Here is a 22,447-nt window from a genome sequence, read left to right on the forward strand (position 1 = left end):
GATGGTTAAAAGGTTAAATTAACTCCAAAGGTGAACTGGCGGGTATTAGGATAACCGAATAAGGTTGCCTGGCCCGGTATGGTAGTAGTAAAGCTTTCGCCGCTGCCTACACCCACTTCAGGGTCGCCAAAAAAGTGGTTAGGGTTAATGGTAAGTAGGTTTTGGCCTGTAACAAATACTCTTAAACCCTGTACTTTATATTTTTTGGTGATCTCGGCCGGAATGGTGTAAGCCAGCGTTACGTTACGCAGCCTGATGAACGATGCTTTTTGCAGGTAGAGGTCGGTATCGTAAGTGGTATTGTTCGGGTCGGCTTTTGGCAACAGGGTTTTGTCTCCCGGTTTCTTCCAGTAATTTAAGGCTTCTTTTGCCTGGTTAATGTATACTTGGTCGCCCCATGCTACTAAGGTTTCTTTGTTGTAATTGAAAACATAGTTACCCAAAGTGTAAGTGAAATCAGCAGATAGATCAATGCCTTTATAGCTTACATTGCTACCAAAACCACCAAAGAATTTAGGGTTAGGGCTTTTGCCTTTCAGTATAACGGCATCATCGCTTGAGTAATCTTCGGTGATGTTGCCATCTTTATCATAATACTGCGCCGCGCCTGTTTCTGAATTTACACCCGCGTACCTCACCAGCTTAAAGGTATTGATAGCGTAGCCCGGTTTAACCACACCAAGGTTGTTGGCATCTACAATTTCGGTAGAACCGTTGTTAAGTTCGGTAATTTTGTTGCGGTTGTAGTTGATGTTGCCATACACGGTCCATTTTACCTCTTTGTTGCGTACCACATCAACGCTGATGGCCGCGTCGATACCGCTGTTGTTCATTGAACCAACGTTTTTGATAACCGATTTATAACCTGTGGTTTGTGAAAGCGGTACATCCAGTAATAACGAGGTAGTGTTCTCATTATAATAATCTAATGAACCGATTACCCTCGAAGTAAACAATTCAAAGTCGATACCGATGTTACGTTTCAATTTTTTCTCCCAGGTAAGATCGGGGTTAGGCAGTTGCGACGGGAAAGCGGTAAGCAGGTTGTTGTACTGCCCGAAAGTAAATAAACCCAGCGATTGGTAATTGCTGATGCCGCTGAAGTTACCGGCAGTACCGATAGATCCGCGCAGTTTCAACACGTTGATCCAGTCAACTGATTTTAAAAAGCTTTCTTCACTTACCAGCCACGATAAACTGGTTGAGTAGAAGTTACCATATTTATTATTTTCACCAAACCTTGATGAACCATCGCGGCGTAAGCTACCGGTTACAAAATACCTGTTCTTGTAGTTGTAATCCAGTTCGCCCAATAATGAGCTGATGGTCCAGTTGGTTTTATTGGTAGTGTTAACACCGGTGTTGGCAGCGCCTGCACTTTGTGTATCTACATAATCGCTCAGTACGAAGCCTTTTTTCTGTAAGCCATAGCTGCTGAACATGTCTTTTTGAAACTCTTGTACAGCAAGTATATTGAAGTGGTGATCGCTTTCTACATCAAATTTGTAGGTCGCCTTGTTCACCCAGTCATACGAAAACTCGGTAGAGCCATTGTCAACCTTTGAGCCGGGAGCTGTAGAGTCGCCAATGTATTGATCAAGTATCGAACCCGGTTTAATGTAATTTTCGCGTTTATAATCATCGTATGTCATACCGAATTGGGTGGATACATTCAGTCCTTTAATAGGGTGAACATCCAAAGTGGTGGTATTATAACCGTTGATGTATTTCTGCGTTTCAGGGTTGTTCTTTATTGCCTCCAGAATAGGAAAGCCCTGGTTGGTTAAGTTAAAAGTACCATCGCTGGCGTAAACTGGCTCGTAAGTATTATAACCGTATACCGCGAAGAACGGATTTTGCGCGTTGTAAATATCGCGCAGCTCGTTAGTAGCTCTTTGGCCAAGGCTTAGGTTATTGCTTAAAGATAACCAATTGTTTACATCGGTTTTCAGATTGATCTTACCGGTATACCTCCTGAAATCAGAACCTACGGTAATACCATCGGCATCATATTTTTGGAAAGATACGTAGTAACTGGTTTTGCCTTCGGCACCGCTGATGGCAATTTGATGCTGCCTTATTTTACCGGTGCGCAAAATGTCGTTTTGCCAGTTGTGCGATTGACCGATCAGGCTATTCCAACCGGCCTGTCTTTGTGCCGAGGTAATATTAAAAAGGGTAGCCGTAGCCGGGAAGTTATTATCGGCAAGGTAGGTAGTGAAATCGCCGTTCTCGTAACCCAAATCGTACTCGTATTGCAGCTTTTCGGCAGGCGACATCAGCTTAAAGTTATCAGCAATTTTGGCATTGGTACCATACTGAAAGCTATAAGTGATCTGGCTTTTGCCTGCTACACCTGTTTTAGTGGTGATCACCACAACGCCGTTTGAACCACGTGCACCATATAATGATACGCCCGCGGCATCTTTCAGTATCGAAATATTCTGAATGTCGTTGGCGTTAAGGGTGGTATAAACCTGTGGCGCTACATCGTCAGGTATTTGAACACCATCAACCACCAACAGCGGTTGCTGACCGGCATTTACCGAACCCACACCACGTATACGGATAAAGGCGTTAGCACCCGGGCGACCATTTTCGGTAGTGATCTGCACACCGGCTGCTTTACCTTGTAACAGGTTATCAATGCTTGGTACAGGCTTATCGGCCATTTCGCGACCGTTAACTACCGATACCGCCGACGATACATCTGAACGGGTTTTGGTTTGATAGCCGGTTACCACCACCTCGGAGAGCTGGCGGGCATCACTTACCAAAGCAAGGTTGATCTGCGTTTTGTCGCCAACGGGTACTTCGGTAGTTTTGTAGCCTATGTAGGTGAATAACAGCACTGCCGATTCAGGCACCGAAATGCTGAAAGCGCCATTGGCATCGGTTTGGGTGCCGGTTGAGCTGCCTTTAATAATAACGGTTACGCCGGGCAGGGGTAAGCCATCGTCGGCACCGGTTATGGTGCCCTTCACAGTTTTGTTTTGTGCCCATGCCGACGTAAATGCCAGCAGACAAAACAGTATAGAAAGTAATTTTAGTTTCATAGTGTTAATAATTATCAGTTAATAAATTATAGCCAAATGGCCTTGCGAAGAATGGTTTGTGGTGTGGTTTAGGTAGGGTGATCTTTTGTCATAGAGGATTAATAGTTAATATAAGCGGATGATGTATACCCGATGTGGCAGTATTACATATATGCGTTAAATGTAATTGTAGCGAAAACGCCGTTATGCGGATATGCGATAATCACCCTTTTCACAGTTTTCGCACATCCGTGAGAAGCAAGTGACAAATGGATAGGTTTCTTTGTAAGAAAATAAAGGGCACAAAAAAAGCCGGATGCATTTGCACCCGGCTTTTTTATAAGCGGAGAATATTAAGTATTAGTTACAAACACCATCGGGCGTGCAAAAGCCGCCGTCGGTAGCTTCTTCTACCGGTTTTTCTTCGGCCCAAACTTTGTCCAGTACCTGTTTGAACAATTCGGTAGGCTGAGCGCCGGATACGGCGTATTTACTGTTGAATACAAAGAATGGTACACCTTGCGCGCCTACCTGGTTTGCCTGGTATTGGTCTTGCCGCACATCATCTTTATAAGTGTCGCTTTGCAGCATAGTGCGTATTTCGGCTGCGTTGAGGCCGAATGAAGTGCCAATTTCTACAAGGGTTTCGGTATCGCCAATGTTTTTGCCCTGCGTGTAATAAGCAGCAAAAAGTGCTTCCTTTAATTCGCTCTGTACGCCATGCTCTGCTGCCAGGTGCAATAAGCGGTGAGCATCAAGTGTATTATTAAGGATGGCTTTATCGAAATTGTATTCCAGGCCAACTTCTTTAGCTACGCCGCTAGCGTAATTGTTCATTTCGCGGGCTTTATCTACGGATACGCCTTTTCTTTTCGCCAAATATTCGCTTACCGATTGCCCTTCAACATACTCCATATCAGGATCTAACTGAAAGCTTCGCCAAACTATTTCAACCTTATCTTTCTGATCAAAATCTTTCAAAGCGTTTTCAAATTTACGTTTACCTATATAACAAAACGGACAAACCACATCCGACCATATCTCTACCTTCATCGTATACTTTTTCATTGTAACCTAAAGATACGCAAAGCCCTAAACTGTTTGGTTATGGCAATGTAAGGTTTGTGAGTTGTGAGTTGTGAGTTGTGAGTTGTGAGTTGTGAGTAATTTGGGGAGTGTAAGTTAGGTAAATGGCAATGTGGTTCAAAATCCCCTCCTCGGAGGGGCGAGCGTAGGCCTGTGAAGTGGCGGGGTGGGTTCTCTGCGCAAAACCTCAACAAATTTCTTATTTTTGAGATACGAGCCACATTCCCATACATGCAAACCAAAGCCAATATATTCAATCGTAACAAGCAACTGATATTATATGGTATATCGCTGGCTTTGTTGTTGTTTTTGCTGCGGTGGCTGGAGCTGAAGTTTATAATTATTGATAACGCCTTTGAAATTTACGCGGGTGCTATCGCGATAATTTTTACCGCTTTAGGTATTTGGCTGGCGCTAAAGCTGACGAAACCCAAGGTGCAAACAGTGATTGTAGAGAAGGAAATCTATATTAATCAAAACAACGATTTTGTACTGAATGAGGATGAGCTCAGTCGCTTAAACCTGAGTAAGCGCGAACTGGAAGTATTACAGCTGATGGCCACAGGCCTGAGTAACGATGAAATTGCCGAACGTTTGTTTGTATCGTTAAATACCATTAAAACCCATTCGTCAAAAGTATTTGAAAAGCTGGACGTGAAACGCCGCACACAAGCCGTTGATAAGGCCAAAAAACTAAGCTTGATTCCCTGAAAAGCATCATGCTTTAGTACTAAACAGGACGTTTTTAAGCAAAATCACCCTAAAGTATGAGCCCATTTACAAACCGATAGAAGACATTTGAGCCATCAAAAACATAAAACAACATGAAAAAAAATGTAATTGTATTTGGCCTTATTGCCGGTGTGATCGTATCGGTTTGGATGGCTATAACTACACTGAATTGTCACGACAGTAAAACGTTCGACCCGGGGAACAGCATGGTGCTGGGCTATGCATCTATGCTGCTGGCTTTCTCGCTGATATTTGTGGCAGTGAAAAATTACCGCGATAAGTATAATGGCGGAGTAGTAAGTTTTGGCAAGGCTTTTAAAATAGGATTCTTTATTGCGTTGATCGCTTCTACCATGTATGTATTGGTTTGGCAGGTAGAGTTTTTCTTTTTCGTGCCGGATTTTGCCGAGAAGCTATCCGAGTACACCATAAAGAAAATGCAACACGATGGCAGCAGCGCCGCCCAAATAGCCGCCCAAAGAGCCAGCATGGCCAACTTTAACCAGAAATACAAAAATCCGCTTTTCAACATGCTGATCACCTATGTAGAAATACTGCCCGTAGGTTTGATAGTATCATTAATAAGCGCCCTGATTTTGAAGAAGAAGAAAGGTGCTGTAGCGGTGTGAGGGGGTAGAAAGTTGTGTGTTGTGAGTTGTAAGGAGTATGTCGGTCCGACGAAAACTTATTAGATAAATACATACAACCTGCAACACACAACTTACAACACAAATTCCCCTTGCTCTTCTCGCTAAAACCATTTATATTAACCGTGTGTTATACGGTTAATTATATCTGCTTAAAAATGAGAAAAATACAATGGGTGCTAATCGCTTTGCTGTTCGTGGTTACGGGCAGTTTTGCGCAGGATATTAAAGGGACTTACGCCATTAAAAACGTGAAAACAGGCATGCTGCTGCGTATTAAAGATGCCAATGGTAAAAACGGCACACCGCTGGTAGCCTACTATCCCGAAAACTGGAAGTGCATGACCTGGGATTTTAAAAATACCGGAAAAGGTACCTACCAATTACAAAACCTGTTCACCAAAAAAACATTCCAGCCTTCGGCAGATGCAGCCGCTGATGTGGCTTTTGAGGAACAGCCTTTGGTTGCCGAAGCCGCGAACCAGCAATATGAGTTTGTGGAAGTGAAAAAAGGCAACTACCTCATTAAGTTAAAGGGTACTGAATTGTACGTAACGCCATCAGATGTTGAGGGTACTGTAAATTCATCTATCATACTGGCCAAAAAAAAGGATGTGCCTGAGCAATTGTGGACGATTTACAAGCAAAACCCAACCATGTAATTTTTATTACAGCTAATCATGAAGATAAAAAGGGGGATCATAGCTATTGGTATATTAGGTATCATAGCCAGCGCGTTTGTGTATAGCAATCAGCCTGTGGGGCAAAACCTGCCGCCGGATGGCTTTAAAATTGATACCCTTGCCGAAAACCTGATAGTGCCCTGGCAGCTTACTTTTTTGCCCGATAACAGCATGCTGTTCACCGAACGGGCAGGCCGGGTGCGTATTTATCGTAACGGAAAGCTGGTTGTTAAGCCTGTATTTGTGGTAAGCGATGTATTTGCCGACCGTAAAACCGGTTTGTTGGGGCTTTGCCTTCACCCCGATTTTGCCAGGAACAAGTTTGTTTACCTTGCCAATAATTACACCGACAGTAACCGTAAAATGCGGCTGCGGGTAGTACGGTACCAGTTTGGTAATGATACATTGACTAATCCCTTTACTATCCTCGAAAATATCCCGGCCAATCAAAACCATACCGGGTGCAGGTTGGTGTTCGGGCCGGATAAAAAGTTGTATGTCACCACCGGTGATGCCGATCAGCCGATGCAGGCGCAGGATTTAAAAGCTTATAACGGTAAAATTTTAAGGGTGAACGACGATGGCAGCATTCCGGCTGATAACCCGTTCGCTAAAAATGATACCGCGCGCAAAGAGATTTGGACTTATGGACACCGTAACCCGCAGGGACTGGCTTTTCAACCCGGTACCAACGTCTTATACGAATCTGAACACGGGCCGACAGGCGGCGACGAGATCAATATTATTGAAAAGGGGGCTAACTACGGCTGGCCTGTAATCCACCACCAGGATACAAGGCAGGGCATGGTATCGCCGCTTTCGGAGTATACGCCGTCTATCGGTCCGTCGGAAATTTTGTTTTATAACAACAAGGCATTCCCGCAATTGCAGGGTAGTTTGCTGGTAGCCTGTTTACGCGGTGAATCGATACTCAAAATTCAATTGGTTGATAATAAGGTAGCCAGTCAGGAAGTGTTGCTGAAAAAACAATATGGCCGCATCCGCTCGTTGGTTACCGGGCCCGATGGTTACATCTATTTTTCTACTTCACTGAACGACCCTCCCGAAGGTAACGGACGCGAACATTACGACATGATATTGCGCATGCGCCCTGAAGGAAGTAGTAACGCGCCATTGTCGTCAACCAAACTTGCCGCGAGTACCGATGTTGCCAATCAGGGTAAAAAGATGACTCCCGCGTTGATGTTTCAGCAGCTATGCGCAAGCTGCCACGGCGATAAATTGCAAGGCACTGAACGTACAAGAGGCTTCATCAACGGTTTTCAATACGGTGCCGACAGGGCTTCCATCATCCGTAACATCACCAACGGCATTACCGAAAAAGGTATGCCCGCCTGGAACGGCGCTATCAGCAAAGCCGATATTGATGGCATAGCAGCTTTTATTATCAATAAAACACAAAAAGTTCCGGTAAGGAAAAAGCGGTATTAAAAACAATATTAAAAAGGTTGTCATTGCGAGGTACGAAGCAATCACGTCGCGTTTTAAGCCTCTATATAAACCATCGTCATTGCGAGGTACGAAGCAATCTCTAAGCTATACAGAGCTAATTTGCATACGTAGAGATTGCTTCGTTCCTCGCAATGACGCGTTTAGTTATCTCCTCCCAACGAATTATCCATCAAAATATAAGTAATAGTCTATTTCAGTAAATGGGCTACGGTTATAATTTTAATTTTTCTCATACTAATCTATAAATCGGAGCATCCGGCTTGGGCGAGCCGGGCCGGATGCTTGTTTATCTTACCTGATGTATGTGCTTTTCTTTTTTTATCTTGCGTTAAATCCATCACTTTACCAATGCAACGATTTTTCATCATTATACTGCTATTGGCAGGCTTTACGGTAAGCGCGCAATTAGGCAATCATCAAGCCAAACAAACCGAAAAAATACCCGCTTTTTTAGTTGGTAATTTTGTAGATGATTACGGCATAAAGTACAGCATTAACGATACCCTTTGGCTGCAAAAACCACGTTCAAAATTCCACATCATTAAATGGAATATTAAGGATCAGTACCTGATAGCCCATAACGATGACAAAAATCCCGGCGAAGGAGGCTTGTACACCCGCATCGATTTTATGCAGTTTAGCAACATGGAACCCTGGCTTTGGGGCTATTGCCTAAGTGTGTACGATGCCCAAAACGATTCAATAGCCGAAGTTACAGCCCATACCGACAGGCAAAACCCGAAGAAGGGTTGCAACGGTTACCCGTTTTCGAGGATGAAGAGAGTGCAGTAAGAAAAATGAAATAGCCTAACCTTACCATGTTAAAAAACAGGAACTTATTGATAGCCGCCTCCATAGTGCTATTCTTGCTTGTGAATGCAAGACCTTATTGGGCAGGTATTTTTAATTTAAGCAGTGTAGTTGGCGTGGCGGGATTGATAGCAACAGTACTTTTAGTATTCGTTATCGCAGGTGTATTGGCTATCGCGCTTTTTTACGAATCGCATTTTCTTATTAAAGAAAGATTTAGAAATAGCCCAAGATTTTGGTTGGTGGCTATAATGGCGACTTCATTGAGCGTATTTGCCTGGAAGTTATTTAGTGTTGAATACTTTTAAAACCGGCATACAGTCAATTACTTACTCTTTTTCTGCCTATACAATAACTCATTTTCGGCAACCCGAGCCAACACAATCTGCTGTATAAGCTCAAGGGGTAAAGGTAACCGGAGCGCAAAGTGAATGGTTGACCCGGCTACCTTGATGCTTTTGTGCTGCTTAAGTTCGCTTTGCATTTGCTTTAGCAGCGACGGACTCATCACATACATACTGCACGAGTTTTTATTTACCCCCATACCCACCAGCATATACAGGTACTTAAAGCAAGGTACACGGTAACTAATGGTTTCCGTAGCCTGAGGTACCACGCCTTTGATAATAGCGCGCAACTCGGTCAGCGTTTCGCGGAAAGCTTCGGGTTGCTGCGCTATATATTCGTCGATGGTTTGCGGTACGGGTGTGTCGGTATTCATTATCCTTTGGCGGCTGCTTCTAAATCGCTGATGATGATTTTGTCCATTTGCATCATGGCCTGCATTACGCGTTGGGCTTTAGCAGTGTCTTTGTCTTGCAATAGCTCAACCAGCCTGGTGGGTACTACCTGCCACGATAAACCGAACGGATCTTTCAGCCAGCCGCATCTTGATTTTTGGCCGCCTTCTGAAAGTTTTTCCCAGTAATGATCAACTTCTTCCTGCGATTTGCAGTCGATAGAAAATGAAACAGCTTCGTTAAACGTGAAATGCGGGCCACCATTGAGGGCTATAAATTCCTGGTCTTCCAGTTTAAAGGTAGCGGTTAACACATTGCCGCCGGCGCGGGTTACGCTGAATTTTTCGGAGTTTTTAAACACGGCGGTGTAAAAATCTATGGCTTCTTCGGCGTTGTTGTTAAACCACAGGAACGGGGTGATCTTTTTCATGGTATTGGTTTTTTGGTTAGTGGGGATGATTGTTTATTTGTTGTTGATTTACATTACAAACATACAAGCAAAAACAACAGCGACGCAGGGGATAAAATGCCAACTTAAAGGGTTGATTGTGCCAATACTGTTACATGGTAATTTTTTCTGTACTCGATTTAGCAAAATCATAAACTTATTTTTTACTATTGCATTAAACTTTAAACCAATTATTTGCAATACCGGTAACCCTACATCCCATCACCCATGAAAAAACATATCTGTGCCTTATTATTAGCGGCTACCATTAGTATACAAGGCTACGCGCAAAGTGCCGACGACTGGCAAACCGTAAAATTTACCGTTGCCGAAGCCCCCGAATGGACTAAGCTATTGAACCGAGGCGATGGCTGGTTTGGTGCCGATGGGATCTATACTATTCCGCTGAACGGGCAGGAGGGGAAGCCGGCCGGTAAAAATGATAAGACCTTGCTCATATTTAGCGATACCATGATAGGCACTGTGCGCGATAATACCCTGGCGCCCGGCAGCCGCATGATCCATAATTCAGCAGCTATATTAAAGGGAAACGTACCTGACGAAAAGGCTATACAGTTTTACTGGGATAAGAACGCAAAGAACGAAGCCGAGCCGCTATTTGTACCCACATCACCGGCTACCAAAAAAGGCGAATACTTTTGGCTGGGCGATGGCTTTGTAAATAAAGATCAGAACAATAGCCTGTACATATTCGGTTACCGCATATTTAACGTTAGCGAAGAAGCATTCGGTTTTAGGGAAGTAGGCAACACGCTGATTAAGCTCAACGCTAACGATGTACCTAAGTTTGCCAATCAAAAACAGGAGGACACACCTCTGTATCTTTTAGATAGCAAGGGCGATATAGGATCGTTCGGGGCGGGAATTTATGCCAATACCAAAAGCGCGGGCGCGCCCGATGCCGATGGCTATATCTATGTTTATGGTGTGCGCGGCATGGCCAAGCAGCTTGTACTGGCACGGGTTCCGGCTAAAAGTTTCGACGATTTTAAGCAGTGGCGCTATTGGGATGGCAGCGATTGGCAAACTGACATTAACAGCTTGGCGAACATTACCGATAAGGTATCGAACGAATTAAGCGTTACCCGCCTTGCCGATGGCAGGTTCGCACTGGTTTTCCAGGTGAATGGCATGAGCCCTATTGTGGGTATGCGGATCGGTAAAAGCCTGACTGGTCCGTTCGGGCCAATTATAAAACTGTGGGATTGCAGTAAAGACCTGGCCAAGAAAAGTTATACCGTATACAACGCCAAGGCGCATCCCACACTCTCAAAACCCGGCGAACTGCTGATCAGCTATAATATCAACTCGGTTGAGTTTTTGAAAGACCTGCAAGAGTATCCTAACCTTTACCGTCCAAGGTTTATCAGGGTAAAGTTTGAATAATTATATTGCCATCACCTAAAATGAAACTTATACATAATGCTTAATAAATTATTACCTATACTTTTTTTAGTTGCCGCAAGCCTTAGTGTTAAAGCTGCAAAAGTTGATACCGTGCTTACCCACAGCGATATTATGCACAAGGATATTAAAGCGGTTGTGATAATGCCTCAAACCTATAAAAAGAAAACCCCTTATCCGGTGCTGTACCTAATGCACGGCTTTAGCGGTAACTATGCCGACTGGGTATCAAAAGTACCCTCAATAAAGCAATTGGCGGATGTCTATAATATGATCATCGTATGCCCTGATGGTGGTTTCTCCAGTTGGTATATGGATAGCCCTGTAAATAAAGATTGGATGTATGATACCTACATTTCATCAGAACTGGTAAAGTATATCGACGGGCATTATGCTACAATCCGTGATCGAACCGGGCGGGCAATTACCGGTTTAAGCATGGGTGGGCATGGCGCTTTGTACCTTGCTATCACTCATCAGGATGTTTATGGCGCTGCCGGATCAATGAGCGGCGGGGTTGATCTTAAACCTTTCGCTAAAGATTTCGGCATCAGTAATATATTGGGCAAGTACGAGGATAACCCCGATAGCTGGGCCAAACACAGCATAGTAGGCATGATAGATCTGCTTAAGCCCGATGTGTTAAAACTGACGATTGATTGTGGCGCGGGCGATTTTTTTATGAACGCCAATAATCAATTGCATGATCTGCTGTTAAAAGCTAAAATAGGGCACGATTTTACGGTTCGGCCCGGCGGGCATTCGTGGGAGTATTGGGGGAATTCGGTGCAGTACCAGGCTTTGTTTTTTAGCCGTTTCTTTAACAAATTGAACTAAACCCGCTATTGAGGCGGTATTTTATTATATTGCATTAGCGATGTGTTGCTTTACACATTTGCCGATCATTACATTTACCATTAACTGATATAACCAAACCTTGAGCAAGAATATATCTATTGCTGATATTGCCGGCGAGTTGCATTTATCAAAAACCACCGTATCATTCATACTGAATGGTCGCGCCGAAGAAAAGCGGATAAGCGATAAAGTGGTTAAACGTGTGCTGGCTTATGTGGAGGAGGTAGGCTACCGGCCAAACTCGTTAGCCAAAAGCCTGCGGACAGGTAAATCAAATACGATAGGGCTAATGGTGGAGGATATCTCGGGCCCGTTTTTTGCCAGCATAGCCCGCCTCATTGAAGATCGTGCTTATGAAAATGGCTACAAAATAATTTATTGCAGTACCGATAACAATACCGCCAAAACACACGATCTGATAGGGATGTTTCGCGACAGACATGTGGATGGCTACATCATAGCGCCCCCACCCGGAATTGAAAATGATATTGCCGAATTACTGAAGAATGATCTGCCGGTAATCCTGTTCGACCGTTATTTGCCTTTGATAGATACCGATCATGTAATTGTCGATAATCAGTTTGGCACTTATAATGCCACCCGCCACCTTATCGAGCAAGGCTATAAAAATATTGCCTACATCACTTTTGCATCCACCCAAACCCAAATGACCGACCGCATGCTGGGCTACCACAACGCGATTGACGAGCATAAGCTGAAGTCCAATGTTAAAGAAATTGTTTTTAACCGCGACGATGCCGAAGTGATAGAACCCTTAACACGCTATTTGCAAGAAAATAAACATTTAGATGCCGTACTTTTCGGTACCGACCATATTGGTACCTGTGGATTGAAGGTGATCAATAAACTCGGTTTGAGGGTACCCAATGATCTGGCAGTGGCATCGTTTGATGATTATTCGGTATTTGAACTGTACACCTGCCCGGTAACCGCCGTAGTCCAGCCTATCACCGCCATTGCCGATAGTATTATCACCCTGTTGTTAGCCAAGCTCAATGCCAAAACAAAAGCACCTGTTCAAAAAATAACGCTGTCAACAGAGTTGATTGTGAGGGACTCATCCAAGGCTAAGTAGCACCGTATATTGATCAACTTAAAATGTGTTCGATGGATTGTTCGTTATGTCGACTCACCCCGACATTGCTTCGCTCGCCGCCCCTCTCTCCGCAAGCGGAACGAGGGGCAATGTGTTTTTCGTTCCTTTCCCGCCCTCTTTGTGCTCGCACAGAGAGGGCAGGTCCAGCGAAGCGTAGACCGGGTGAGTTAACTATACAATTTGCTTTCGCCTCTAATTAAGTATTACACATTTATACAAAAAAGGAAAAGGTCACGATTTACACCGTGACCTTTTCCTTTTTATAGTTCCGAATGATTAGTTCACATCAAACCAAAGTTTGGTGGTGAGCACATCGGCACCCTGGCGTGCTACGGCTTCGCGGTAGCTGGCGCCATTAATGGCTTGTTCGGTACCAGGGTAAATAAAACGTACAGGTAATTTACCGCTTAATACACCGGCTACGGCAGGTTGTAATTGAGGGTAATCTAAGCGGCGCCATTCGGCAAAGGCTTCTAAACCCTCACCAAAAAGGGCTATCCATTTTTGGTTACCTATTGATTTGCGGAAGTTTGTTGCATCATACTTTACAGTAGTTTGGGCAAGGTAGCTGCTGATAGTGGGAGCATCGGTTATGCCGTATTGGTTAAGGGATGCTGTTACCGCTTTATTGTACAGGTCGGCGGCATCTTCGTTAGTAAAGCCGCGTGCTGCTGCTTCGGCACGGTCAAACAATACCTCGGCATAGCTTATAATTACAGCAGGAGCGGTTGGCGCGGTGAAGTAAGTGCCCGGTTTTGATGTTTTGGTAAAACCAAGATTACTTGCATCACCTACCAGTAAACCATTAGGTATCCCTACATAAGTTTGCGGGGTAGTATCTTTTGTTTTAGCCGAAAATATTGGCAGACGCGGATCATTCAGCGCAAAAAGCTGATCGACAATGGTTTTGCTGATACGGTAGTCATCGCGGGTATCAAACAGGTTGCTTATCGGGTTTTGGTTTGGCGATGCCAGGTATACCAGTTGAGCGGTTTCGGTATTAGTGCTGATGTAGCCACTACCTTCAGCCTGTATTTCGGCAATAGTTTGTTTAGCTTTTTCGGGTTCGCGGTCGGCAATGCGCAGGGCAATGCGTAAGCGTAACGAGTTGGCAAACTTTTTCCACGAGGCGATATTGTTATTGTAGATCACATCGCCCAGTATGGCTTTGCCCGATGGGTCGAGCGAAGTTTGGGCTGCTTTCAAATCATCCAGCAAAGCATAATAAACATCTTTTTGAGGGTCGTAAGCCGGGGTAAGGTCTTCCTCAATATGGGCAGCCGATTTGTACGGAATATCACCATAAGCATCTGTTAACAAAGTAAACACCCACGAGCGTAATACCAGCGCCACACCTTTGTAGTTAGGAGTAGCCTGCGCATCAGCCAGCTTAATTATTCCGTTAAGGTTGATAATGCTTTTGGCATAACCCGACGACCATAAACTTTGAAAATCGTTATTAGTATAAATATACCTGTCGGGATCGGTGTATTGTATTTTGGCCCAGTGCTGTACAAACAGCAGGCTTGAGTTCATGTTATTATCGGTTCCCCAATAGCTGTCGGCAGTTGTTTTAATGGCACCGGTGAGCAGGTAATCGGGTTGCGCGGTTGGTGAATTGTTGGGGTTGGTATTGAGTTCTACCAGGCTCTTTTTGCACGATGTAAGCGCGATCAACGAAAGGCCTGATAATATTAGCGGTATATGATTAAGTTTCATGAGTGTTAGAATTTAAGGTTAATGTTAAAACCAATATTACGAACGGTAGGCAAGGTAAGGTCTTCTAAACCCTGACCGTTACCGGTGTTAAATGCCGTTTCAGGGTCGATGTTTGGCACGTTCTTGTGGATGATCCACAGGTTGCGGCCTACTAATGATACCGTTGCGCTTTGCAGTTTAAGGCCTTTTATCCAGCTGGTTGGCAGGGTATAGCCTAATTTTATCTCGCGTAGTTTTACATAAGTAGCATCGTACACAAAAGCCTCGTCAACATTGGTAAAGCCTTTGTAGTATGATTGTGCCGGTAGTATGGTAGTGTTTTTGCTGCCATCAGCTTTTACACCATTAAAAATTACACCGTCATCATACACTGTTTCGCCGTTAGGGGCAGCGGTACCGGCATTAATAGCTATCGCTTTGCCCGTAGTTGTGTTGTTGGCATAGTAATAGCTTAAACCACCGTTAGCAGCACCACGACCGGGTAGGGTAGAAGCCAGCACGCCGGTATAAGTACCGGTACGGTTTGTGTTGGAGTAGATTGAACCGCCAACGTGCGCGTCGACCAATACACTCAGGTTAATGCCTTTGTAGGTAAAGCTGTTGTTAATGCTACCCAGCCAGTTAGGGGTAAATTTACCCAGGTTTTGCTTGGTTGGGTTAATAACCGGTGTACCGCCATCGCTTACAATAATATCGCCATTGGCATTACGCAGGTAAGCGTTGCCATATAGTGTACCATAAGGCCTGCCAACGGTAACCAATACCTGTACGGTACGGTTAGTGCCCAATACGTAGCTTTGCAGATCCTGGTACAATGAAACTACTTTACTGCGGTTAAGCGAGTAGTTTGTGGTGATATCCCAGGTGAAGTCTTTAGTTTTTACAGGTGTTAAGCCCAACTGAACCTCTAAACCCTTATTGTTTATTTTACCGCCATTGATCAGTTTTTGGGTGAAACCCGTAGTAGGGCTTACGTCAACATTGAAGATCTGGTCGGTACTGTTGGTGTTGTAAACGCTTACATCTAAGCGGATGCGGTCTTTAAAGAAACCGAGTTCAAAACCTGCCTCTGATGAAGTAGTACTTTCCGGCTTCAGGTTAGGGTTAAGATCGGTATTGGTAATAGCCTGCTGCGGACTTGTGCCGAAAGGTGCTGTAAACGTGTAAAAGTTGATGAGCCTGTAAGGGTCGGTCGCTTTACCTACTTTTGACCACCCGCCACGTAGTTTAGCGTAGCTTAAAACATCGCTCTTAATATCCAAAGCTTCGGTAAGTATTAAACTTCCGTTTACCGAAGGATAAAAGTATGAAAGGCTGGAAGCCGGTAACGTAGACGACCAATCGTTACGGCCGGTTACGTTAATAAAGGCGTAATTACGGAAACCGATTTGGCCGGATGCGAAGTAACTGTAAGTTTTATACTTATAAAATTCGTTATATGATATCAGCGGATCACGCGAATTGCTTAGTGTATACAAACCGCTTACGGCTAATTTTGGCGCTAACTGATCGTTGCGCTCATTTTGCCAGGTAGCTATGTTACCACCTGCTAACAGGTCGATACTGAAATCGTCGTTAAGTTTTTTGGTGTATTGTAAACGCCCCTCGGCATTGGTTTCGTTAAAGTTGTAGGCATCTTCTTCGTACGAGCCAAATGGGGTTCCGTTTGTACCGTAAGCGACTTTGATCTTGCGCCTGTCGGTATACTGATCTGTACCTATACGGAAGTTGGCAGACAGTCCGTCGATGATCTTATAGTTTAACTCCACATTACCCAAAAAGTGATTGCGGTGTTGTGCAACGGTATTTTCGTATGCTACAAAGTATGGGTTACTGTAATAGCTGTTGTTCCAGTTAAAAGTGCTGCCATCAGCATTGCGATAATTTCTTAACTGGTTAATATCAACCTGGCGGCCGAACCATGTAAATTGCAACATGGTACTTGTGGCACGCTTGCCATAAGCGCCGGGCAGGTTATCGGCATCATCCTTAATGTAGTTGGCCACCGCGTTAATGGTGAGTTTATCGTTTACACGATAGGTAGTATTGAGCGCGAAGGCGTTTTTACCTTGCGATGAGTTTGGCACTACACCTGTTTGGTGCAGGTTATTGTATGATACACGGTAGTCAAACTTTTCATCAGAACCGGTAACGGCCACACCATTGTTGTAGGTATAACCTGTGTTAAAGTAATCTCTAACATTGTTTGGGTGGGCAACAAAAGGCTCGGCTTTACCCTTCGAAAAGAATTGAGGGACTAAACGGCCATCCAATGCCGGGCCCCAGCTTTCATCCACACCATCGTTAATACCGGCACCTTTACCATCTACGTAGCTGAATTTGCCGTTAGAGCCTTGTCCGTAAGCATTCTGATAATCGGGCAAAGTAAGCAGGCTCGAAAAGCTGGTGTTTGAGTTAAGCGTAATGCCTAAACCTTTGCTATTCTTTCCCGATTTGGTTTTGATGAGGATAACACCATTTGCCGCACGTGAACCATATAATGCCGCCGCGTTAGGGCCTTTCAGCACGGTTAACGATTCGATGTCTTCTGAGTTTAAGTCGGACAGTACGTTGGCGAAATCCCTTGATCCGTTGGTGCCTTGATTTTGGGCATTATCCACAGGCACACCATCTACCACAAATAACGGCTGGTTGTTATTGGCAATAGAAGTTTCGCCGCGTATAATGATACGTGCCGAACCCATATCGCCCTGGCTGCTGGTAACGTTTACACCGGCAATTTTACCCGATAAGGCATTGATAATGTTAGTTTCTTTAGCCTCTGATATATCCTTTGATTTTAAACCCTGAACTGCGTAGCCCAATGATTTTTTCTCTTTAGATATGTTGAGCGCCGTTACTACCACCTCGTTAAGCGAATTGGCCTGTTCATCAAGCACAATTTGCAAGGTAGTTTCGGTTTCGCTTATCACAATTTCCTGTGTTTTGTAACCGATGTATGATACATTTATAATATCCTTCGGTTTGGCGGTAAGGGTAAATTTACCATCCACATTGGTTTGGGTACCGCTGGTGCTGCCTTTTATGGAGATGCTAACGCCGGGTAGGGGCAGGCCATCGGTTTTGGCGGTTACCGTACCGCTTATTTTTACCGATTGCGCATAAAGCGTTTGGGCAAAAAGAAGTGGCAAAAGCAGGGCCACTAATAATTTGTAAGTTTTTAACATGACAATTGTTTGTGAGTGTTTGTGTTTCCCCATTTGTATTGATGTTGCCGTAAAACAAGCGCATAGCAAAGCCCGTCCGCTTAAAAACAGTATCAATTTTAGGGTGTTAAATATTTATTGTTTGGCGTTATTCGCTGTGATAGCCTGTATATTAAGACTGATGCAAATAACCTGGCAGCCTGTTAGCTGCAACAACACATGACAGTCATGTGCGCGAAAATGCATGTGCTTAAGGCACCGTTAGATGTGGTTTTTAAGGTAGGTAAACTTAAGTGAGTACTTCGTTTTTTCATTTACTTATTTATTATATTAAAAGTGGGGAATATGCTTGTTATTATTAATTAATGCGTCGCACCCAATTATGGATGAACGGAAATAAAATTTTTAATTAATTATACAGATTGCCGGAGATAAGCTGAGATGCTTGCTTGTAGTGCAAACAGTTTGCAGAGTTAACATTATCTTTTCTGCCACGGGGCAGATAGGAATTAGCACCTTTATACCAATGGCGTACAGGTTGCTAAGACATCACAGGGCCTTTCCCTCCGTCTTTCTGGATAATTAAATGATGTATAAGAACGATTGACGCTGCAAATATATAATATATATTCTACTAAATCTATAGATATTATATTTTATTGTCAGATTATTGTCAGTTTGGGTTTATAGGGTGATTGTCGATACGATAATTGCTTGTTTGTATGGTATTTATTATAAACTTTAAAACCGCAGCGTTTGTAATTATATTTACGGTATGACAATAGAACAGGCTAATTATATCCTTGAATATTATAGCAAATTGTTACCACGCAAAGAAAATATGGAGTTACTTAGCCGAAGGTTTGCGTTGAATTTAAAGGATATGCCCGATTGCGAAATTCGTACGAAGCTTTATGTGCATAACAATTGGCTTACCGCCGATGCGGAAATACTGAACTATCTTGATCCTGAATATGTGCAATACCTGCTTGCAACCGCCGCCCGCATTTTAGAAAATCATCCGGCTGAGGTTGTCTTCAATTTATGCCCTCAATGTAACCAGCTTGCGCGCACACCTTATGCCCAACAGTGCAGGTATTGCAGTTATACCTGGCGCTAAATTTTAAGCGGATATTATCAAATTGATAATAGTGAGCCGGGGCTTAAAATTGTGGTGTAGAAAGCGTACCTTTGCAAAATTATTTTCGGGGGGAGATTGGGCTTAATATCAAGGCTTTCATCTTTTTACATAATAACATAAAACGAACGAAAGCATGAAAAAGATAGTAGACTACAGGAAATTATTGGGCGTTAACGAAGCCGCTGAACTACAGGAACTAAAATCGGTATACCGTGGTTTGATGAAAGCCTGGCACCCTGATAAATTTCAGGAAAGCGAAGAAAGCAAGTTAGCTGCCGAAGAAAAAAGTAAGACTATTATCGAAGCCTATCATTTTTTAGTGAGCATCGCTCCCGAAACCCGTGCCCAGTCTATCACCGAATATACCGCCACCACAACCGCATCGGCCATGGTTGATTTTGAATACAAATCACAAGTGCTTAAAGTTAGCTTTGCCGATGGTAACGAATACGAATATTTCGACGTGCCAAAAGCCATCTATGTAAAGCTCATCAACGCCGATTCACCCGGCCGTTTCGCCCGCAGGCATATCTTCAACAACTATGTTTACCGTAGTGTAAGCAAGCTGGTAGCATCAGCGTAGTTGGTTTAGATTCAAGAACAGAGATTCAGGATTTAAGAAAATATATGATCCCAAATTTTCTTTCCATAGGGGAGAAGGTTTGGGATCTTTTATGTAGGCCTGTCATCTGAGCTTGTTAAAGGGTGCGTGAGTTGATGGCCTCCGCGCACGATCTTTCGACAAGCTCATAATGACCCGTTTATAAGCATTTTTTAAAACTCGTCATCGCGAGAATTACAATTTTTTTTGGACTTTGAAGGTAAAATGACGATGGCCCACAACCCCTCTCCACTGTCATGCTGAGGCACGAAGCATCTATCGCAGATATGCATAGCAAAGAAGATTCTTCAAACGTTCAGAATGACAGTTTTTTTAACACGTCATGGGTAGGCACGAAGCAATCTCTATACGTTTAATTATTCTGACAATTCCCAAGTTGTCCTATTTTTACGGTAGTTGACAGCGCTATTAACTTGAAAATTTCAATACCACAGTTTTTTAATCCTGATTTAATACATGGGCGTTACCCTCCTTCGTCGGGTCAGGCTTTACGTTCATACGCCTACAGGCCTTAAGCGCTAAGGCCGGTATCCACTTCAATCCTTAACGCGAAGAATGGAAAATAAAACTTTACAGCCTGCGGTTGGTGTTATCACCACACCGCATCTTTAATATCACGACTTCCCTTCCCGCGTAAGGGATAATAGCGGATACCGGCCTCGCGCCTAATGCCTGTGCCGTATGAGCGGATAGCCCGACCCGTAGGGATACGCCCAAATTATATCGTCATTTTTGAATTATGCACTACGGGTTTACACGGGTGGACGAAAAGGCCGCAGATAATCCCACACCCGGCTAATTATTTTTTACAGGTTAAACTTTTGCCCAGTCAGACTGTTTTAAAGTCTGTGCCGACTAATTATACCGCACTGGCTGGCTTAAGTTTACATCACATAAATTATCCGATATGGAAAATTCAACTAACGTGCTTACTACCGTAGGTGCTCATGAGGGACAAAGTGTATCAATTGCCGGTGGCGCTTATCGCATTGTTATTAGCGGCGAGCAAACCGCGGGTGCCTACGCGGTAATTGAAATGCTGGTGCCGCCGGGTGGTGGCCCTGGGCCGCATGCTCATGCCGGTTTTCAGGAAGCGTTTTATATTTTGGAAGGGGAGGTTGAGGTGAAAACAGAAACGCTTACCTATACTGCCCAAACCGGGGCTTATGTAAATATCCCTACCGGGGGGATGGTGCATTGTTTTAAAAACAAGGCCGACAAAAACGCCCGATTATTATGTACCGTAGTACCTGCGGGGTTGGAGAATTTCTTTCTGGAAGTTGGACAGCCCATTACCTATGGTGAAATTTTGCCACCGCCACCAATGGATGCCGAAGCCATGAAGCAGCTCCAGGAAATAGCCGAAAAATATGGTCAAAAGCTTTATCCGCCCGATTACCTGGATAAAAAGTAGCAAATATTATTTATAGCCCACCGTTGGTGTTATCACCACAACGATTTTTTTAATTCAGGTCTAAATATCCTACAAATAGAAAAAGATCCGCGCCGGCAGATCTTTTCATGGGTTATATAGGGGTACAATATATCTTATGCAAACAAATAAGGGAAAGGTGTGGTAACGCATGTTATACGATAGTCATTCCCAAAATGTTACGATATAAATTGCCTATACAAGACGATCGATCTGCAAATTTCGCCACAATTATTCCCATTCATCAAGCTTATCAAGTGAGGCGTTTTGTGGTACAATTACATAAATGAGTACTAATAAGCAGCAGAACAGTACGGCGCGGGTGATTGTGTAAACTAAGATTTCCATAACGGGTGATTGTTTTTGAGGTTGATTGGGTGTTGTTAATTATCGGTAAATGATATAAAGTATTTCTATTGCATATAAGTAAGCCAGCATCAGCTTGCCTTTTATAAAGTCGGTTTGGCCTTTGGTAATAACCGGTAACCCATTGCTATTAATAGTTGATATGCTGTTGCCTGTGTTAAGTTGTGGCCTCACATTCACTATGTTACCTGTTATTATATTTAGCCAATTGCCTGTGCTATGCTTATTTGTTTTGGTTGAGATGATTGCTTTCATGATAGTTTGTTTTTACTGTTGATATGATTATGTCATCCCATAGACATAACACGTGCCAATTGATTAAATGGTTGTCTGTCAGTAAATTAAAACATTGATCGTTTTTGCAAGTATCTTTATTTCGTAGTTCTACGAAATAAATGGACGATATATCGAAACTGCTGATTATCAGCATTTACGTTATTTTTAGCTTTTAAAGTCGATTTTAACGTGTTAATAATTAGCGTGTTATGTAATTTTGTTGTATTTCGTGCAGGTTTCCGTGATCTAACGAAATACCGTTAGTGCTATAAAATGTTAATTGTGTTAACTGTTTGATATATAAATAGTTGTGATTTTGGCTTGTTGTTTGGTATGTGTGTGCTAATCAAGCACTTCACAATTATGAAAACAAAACGCGACTACATCATTAAGCTTAACAGCATTTTAACCCGGCGGGTTATCGATCTGCACGACAAAGGTTACATACACGATTTTTTACCCTTACGCGGGCAAAGCTTTTTGTGCATTCAAAACAAGGAGAAATTTGGGATGGACGAACTGAACATCATCGTTATAGATCAGGCTTACGACCAGTTTACCCGCACCTTTAAATATATACATACCATTGAAACCCCCGATGGTTCAAAAGGGCTACTGCTTGCCGACTTTATTTATACCACATCTAAAAACATGATAAACTAATACCTAC

The 22,447-nt window shown here is 43.4% G+C and carries 20 protein-coding genes and 1 riboswitch; of the genes, 13 read left to right on the forward strand and 7 right to left on the reverse strand.

Annotated elements, in window-relative coordinates; translation table 11 throughout:
- Positions 1 to 5 precede the first annotated feature (5 nt).
- Both AC07NA_RS06750 and AC07NA_RS06755 read right to left on the reverse strand, forming a co-directional pair.
- On the reverse strand, positions 6 to 3,056 hold the full coding sequence (locus AC07NA_RS06750; RefSeq protein WP_494896747.1) for a SusC/RagA family TonB-linked outer membrane protein: 3,051 nt from the start codon (positions 3,054 to 3,056) through the stop codon (positions 6 to 8).
- A gap of 339 nt (positions 3,057 to 3,395) precedes the next feature.
- On the reverse strand, positions 3,396 to 4,103 hold the full coding sequence (locus AC07NA_RS06755) for a DsbA family oxidoreductase (RefSeq protein ID WP_494896749.1): 708 nt from the start codon (positions 4,101 to 4,103) through the stop codon (positions 3,396 to 3,398).
- A 249-nt stretch (positions 4,104 to 4,352) separates the two neighbouring features.
- Between AC07NA_RS06755 and AC07NA_RS06760 the strand changes: the two genes are divergently transcribed.
- The 6 genes from AC07NA_RS06760 (at position 4,353) to AC07NA_RS06785 (ending at position 8,774) form a co-directional block, all read left to right on the forward strand.
- Complete coding sequence (locus AC07NA_RS06760; protein ID WP_494896751.1) at positions 4,353 to 4,832, forward strand: response regulator transcription factor; 480 nt, start codon at positions 4,353 to 4,355, stop codon at positions 4,830 to 4,832.
- Positions 4,833 to 4,945: 113 nt separating this feature from the next.
- Complete coding sequence (locus tag AC07NA_RS06765; protein WP_494896753.1) at positions 4,946 to 5,482, forward strand: DUF4199 domain-containing protein; 537 nt, start codon at positions 4,946 to 4,948, stop codon at positions 5,480 to 5,482.
- Positions 5,483 to 5,658: 176 nt separating this feature from the next.
- Positions 5,659 to 6,162 (forward strand): RICIN domain-containing protein, encoded by a 504-nt coding sequence (locus AC07NA_RS06770; RefSeq protein ID WP_494896755.1) that lies wholly within the window; start codon positions 5,659 to 5,661, stop codon positions 6,160 to 6,162.
- 18 nt (positions 6,163 to 6,180) lie between these two features.
- Positions 6,181 to 7,635 (forward strand): PQQ-dependent sugar dehydrogenase, encoded by a 1,455-nt coding sequence (locus AC07NA_RS06775; protein WP_494896757.1) that lies wholly within the window; start codon positions 6,181 to 6,183, stop codon positions 7,633 to 7,635.
- A 369-nt stretch (positions 7,636 to 8,004) separates the two neighbouring features.
- Positions 8,005 to 8,448: a hypothetical protein gene (locus tag AC07NA_RS06780; protein ID WP_494896759.1), complete on the forward strand. Its 444-nt coding sequence runs from the start codon at positions 8,005 to 8,007 to the stop codon at positions 8,446 to 8,448.
- A 26-nt stretch (positions 8,449 to 8,474) separates the two neighbouring features.
- Positions 8,475 to 8,774 carry a hypothetical protein gene (locus AC07NA_RS06785; protein ID WP_494896761.1) on the forward strand — a complete coding sequence of 100 codons (300 nt, stop codon included), beginning with the start codon at positions 8,475 to 8,477 and terminating at the stop codon, positions 8,772 to 8,774.
- A gap of 17 nt (positions 8,775 to 8,791) precedes the next feature.
- Here AC07NA_RS06785 and AC07NA_RS06790 read toward each other — a convergent pair whose 3' ends face one another.
- The gene (locus AC07NA_RS06790) at positions 8,792 to 9,187 is read right to left on the reverse strand and encodes an iron chaperone (protein WP_494896763.1); all 396 of its coding nucleotides are present in this window, start codon (positions 9,185 to 9,187) and stop codon (positions 8,792 to 8,794) included.
- The gene (locus AC07NA_RS06795; RefSeq protein ID WP_494896765.1) at positions 9,187 to 9,636 is read right to left on the reverse strand and encodes a VOC family protein; all 450 of its coding nucleotides are present in this window, start codon (positions 9,634 to 9,636) and stop codon (positions 9,187 to 9,189) included. Before AC07NA_RS06795 ends, AC07NA_RS06790 begins: the two co-directional genes overlap by 1 nt.
- A 246-nt stretch (positions 9,637 to 9,882) precedes the next feature.
- Here AC07NA_RS06795 and AC07NA_RS06800 point away from each other — a divergent pair, with 246 nt between their 5' ends.
- The 3 genes from AC07NA_RS06800 to AC07NA_RS06810 all read left to right on the forward strand — a co-directional run bounded on the left by AC07NA_RS06800 (position 9,883) and on the right by AC07NA_RS06810 (position 13,033).
- Entirely contained in the window at positions 9,883 to 11,061 is a 1,179-nt protein-coding gene (locus AC07NA_RS06800) for a DUF5005 domain-containing protein (RefSeq protein ID WP_494896767.1), read from the forward strand.
- Positions 11,062 to 11,097: 36 nt separating this feature from the next.
- Complete coding sequence (locus tag AC07NA_RS06805) at positions 11,098 to 11,916, forward strand: alpha/beta hydrolase (protein ID WP_494896769.1); 819 nt, start codon at positions 11,098 to 11,100, stop codon at positions 11,914 to 11,916.
- A 100-nt stretch (positions 11,917 to 12,016) separates the two neighbouring features.
- Entirely contained in the window at positions 12,017 to 13,033 is a 1,017-nt protein-coding gene (locus AC07NA_RS06810; protein WP_494896771.1) for a LacI family DNA-binding transcriptional regulator, read from the forward strand.
- A gap of 297 nt (positions 13,034 to 13,330) precedes the next feature.
- Here AC07NA_RS06810 and AC07NA_RS06815 read toward each other — a convergent pair whose 3' ends face one another.
- Positions 13,331 to 14,773, reverse strand: coding sequence for a SusD/RagB family nutrient-binding outer membrane lipoprotein (locus tag AC07NA_RS06815; protein ID WP_494896773.1), 1,443 nt, complete (start codon positions 14,771 to 14,773; stop codon positions 13,331 to 13,333).
- Between the two features lie 5 nt (positions 14,774 to 14,778).
- Positions 14,779 to 17,961 carry a SusC/RagA family TonB-linked outer membrane protein gene (locus AC07NA_RS06820; protein ID WP_494896775.1) on the reverse strand — a complete coding sequence of 1,061 codons (3,183 nt, stop codon included), beginning with the start codon at positions 17,959 to 17,961 and terminating at the stop codon, positions 14,779 to 14,781.
- 455 nt (positions 17,962 to 18,416) lie between these two features.
- Positions 18,417 to 18,525: riboswitch (SAM riboswitch) on the reverse strand.
- A 190-nt stretch (positions 18,526 to 18,715) separates the two neighbouring features.
- On the opposite strand from AC07NA_RS06820, the gene AC07NA_RS06825 reads away from it, so the two are divergent.
- From AC07NA_RS06825 to AC07NA_RS06835, 3 genes are all read left to right on the forward strand, one after another.
- Positions 18,716 to 19,060 carry a hypothetical protein gene (locus AC07NA_RS06825; RefSeq protein ID WP_494896777.1) on the forward strand — a complete coding sequence of 115 codons (345 nt, stop codon included), beginning with the start codon at positions 18,716 to 18,718 and terminating at the stop codon, positions 19,058 to 19,060.
- Between the two features lie 154 nt (positions 19,061 to 19,214).
- Positions 19,215 to 19,664, forward strand: coding sequence for a KTSC domain-containing protein (locus AC07NA_RS06830; RefSeq protein WP_345210001.1), 450 nt, complete (start codon positions 19,215 to 19,217; stop codon positions 19,662 to 19,664).
- A gap of 946 nt (positions 19,665 to 20,610) precedes the next feature.
- Positions 20,611 to 21,117, forward strand: coding sequence for a cupin domain-containing protein (locus AC07NA_RS06835; protein ID WP_494896779.1), 507 nt, complete (start codon positions 20,611 to 20,613; stop codon positions 21,115 to 21,117).
- Between the two features lie 405 nt (positions 21,118 to 21,522).
- Here the strand turns inward: AC07NA_RS06835 and AC07NA_RS06840 are convergent, their stop codons facing one another.
- The gene (locus AC07NA_RS06840; protein WP_494896780.1) at positions 21,523 to 21,756 is read right to left on the reverse strand and encodes a hypothetical protein; all 234 of its coding nucleotides are present in this window, start codon (positions 21,754 to 21,756) and stop codon (positions 21,523 to 21,525) included.
- A gap of 384 nt (positions 21,757 to 22,140) precedes the next feature.
- Here AC07NA_RS06840 and AC07NA_RS06845 point away from each other — a divergent pair, with 384 nt between their 5' ends.
- Positions 22,141 to 22,440, forward strand: coding sequence for a hypothetical protein (locus AC07NA_RS06845; RefSeq protein WP_345209997.1), 300 nt, complete (start codon positions 22,141 to 22,143; stop codon positions 22,438 to 22,440).
- The last annotated feature ends 7 nt before the right edge of the window (positions 22,441 to 22,447 follow it).

Source organism: Mucilaginibacter sp. GW821-FHT07G05 (genome assembly GCF_059418565.1).

Excerpts from the sequence above, each read along its gene's own strand:
- AC07NA_RS06815 (WP_494896773.1), bottom strand. The coding sequence starts at position 14,773 with ATGAAACTTAATCATATACCGCTAATATTATCAGGCCTTTCGTTGATC.
- AC07NA_RS06790 (WP_494896763.1), bottom strand. The coding sequence starts at position 9,187 with ATGAATACCGACACACCCGTACCGCAAACCATCGACGAATATATAGCG.
- AC07NA_RS06830 (WP_345210001.1), top strand. The coding sequence starts at position 19,215 with ATGAAAAAGATAGTAGACTACAGGAAATTATTGGGCGTTAACGAAGCC.
- AC07NA_RS06755 (WP_494896749.1), bottom strand. The coding sequence starts at position 4,103 with ATGAAAAAGTATACGATGAAGGTAGAGATATGGTCGGATGTGGTTTGT.
- AC07NA_RS06770 (WP_494896755.1), top strand. The coding sequence starts at position 5,659 with ATGAGAAAAATACAATGGGTGCTAATCGCTTTGCTGTTCGTGGTTACG.
- AC07NA_RS06805 (WP_494896769.1), top strand. The coding sequence starts at position 11,098 with ATGCTTAATAAATTATTACCTATACTTTTTTTAGTTGCCGCAAGCCTT.
- AC07NA_RS06785 (WP_494896761.1), top strand. The coding sequence starts at position 8,475 with ATGTTAAAAAACAGGAACTTATTGATAGCCGCCTCCATAGTGCTATTC.
- AC07NA_RS06845 (WP_345209997.1), top strand. The coding sequence starts at position 22,141 with ATGAAAACAAAACGCGACTACATCATTAAGCTTAACAGCATTTTAACC.
- AC07NA_RS06795 (WP_494896765.1), bottom strand. The coding sequence starts at position 9,636 with ATGAAAAAGATCACCCCGTTCCTGTGGTTTAACAACAACGCCGAAGAA.
- AC07NA_RS06825 (WP_494896777.1), top strand. The coding sequence starts at position 18,716 with ATGACAATAGAACAGGCTAATTATATCCTTGAATATTATAGCAAATTG.
- AC07NA_RS06835 (WP_494896779.1), top strand. The coding sequence starts at position 20,611 with ATGGAAAATTCAACTAACGTGCTTACTACCGTAGGTGCTCATGAGGGA.
- AC07NA_RS06765 (WP_494896753.1), top strand. The coding sequence starts at position 4,946 with ATGAAAAAAAATGTAATTGTATTTGGCCTTATTGCCGGTGTGATCGTA.
- AC07NA_RS06780 (WP_494896759.1), top strand. The coding sequence starts at position 8,005 with ATGCAACGATTTTTCATCATTATACTGCTATTGGCAGGCTTTACGGTA.
- AC07NA_RS06800 (WP_494896767.1), top strand. The coding sequence starts at position 9,883 with ATGAAAAAACATATCTGTGCCTTATTATTAGCGGCTACCATTAGTATA.
- AC07NA_RS06750 (WP_494896747.1), bottom strand. The coding sequence starts at position 3,056 with ATGAAACTAAAATTACTTTCTATACTGTTTTGTCTGCTGGCATTTACG.
- AC07NA_RS06820 (WP_494896775.1), bottom strand. The coding sequence starts at position 17,961 with ATGTTAAAAACTTACAAATTATTAGTGGCCCTGCTTTTGCCACTTCTT.
- AC07NA_RS06840 (WP_494896780.1), bottom strand. The coding sequence starts at position 21,756 with ATGAAAGCAATCATCTCAACCAAAACAAATAAGCATAGCACAGGCAAT.
- AC07NA_RS06760 (WP_494896751.1), top strand. The coding sequence starts at position 4,353 with ATGCAAACCAAAGCCAATATATTCAATCGTAACAAGCAACTGATATTA.
- AC07NA_RS06775 (WP_494896757.1), top strand. The coding sequence starts at position 6,181 with ATGAAGATAAAAAGGGGGATCATAGCTATTGGTATATTAGGTATCATA.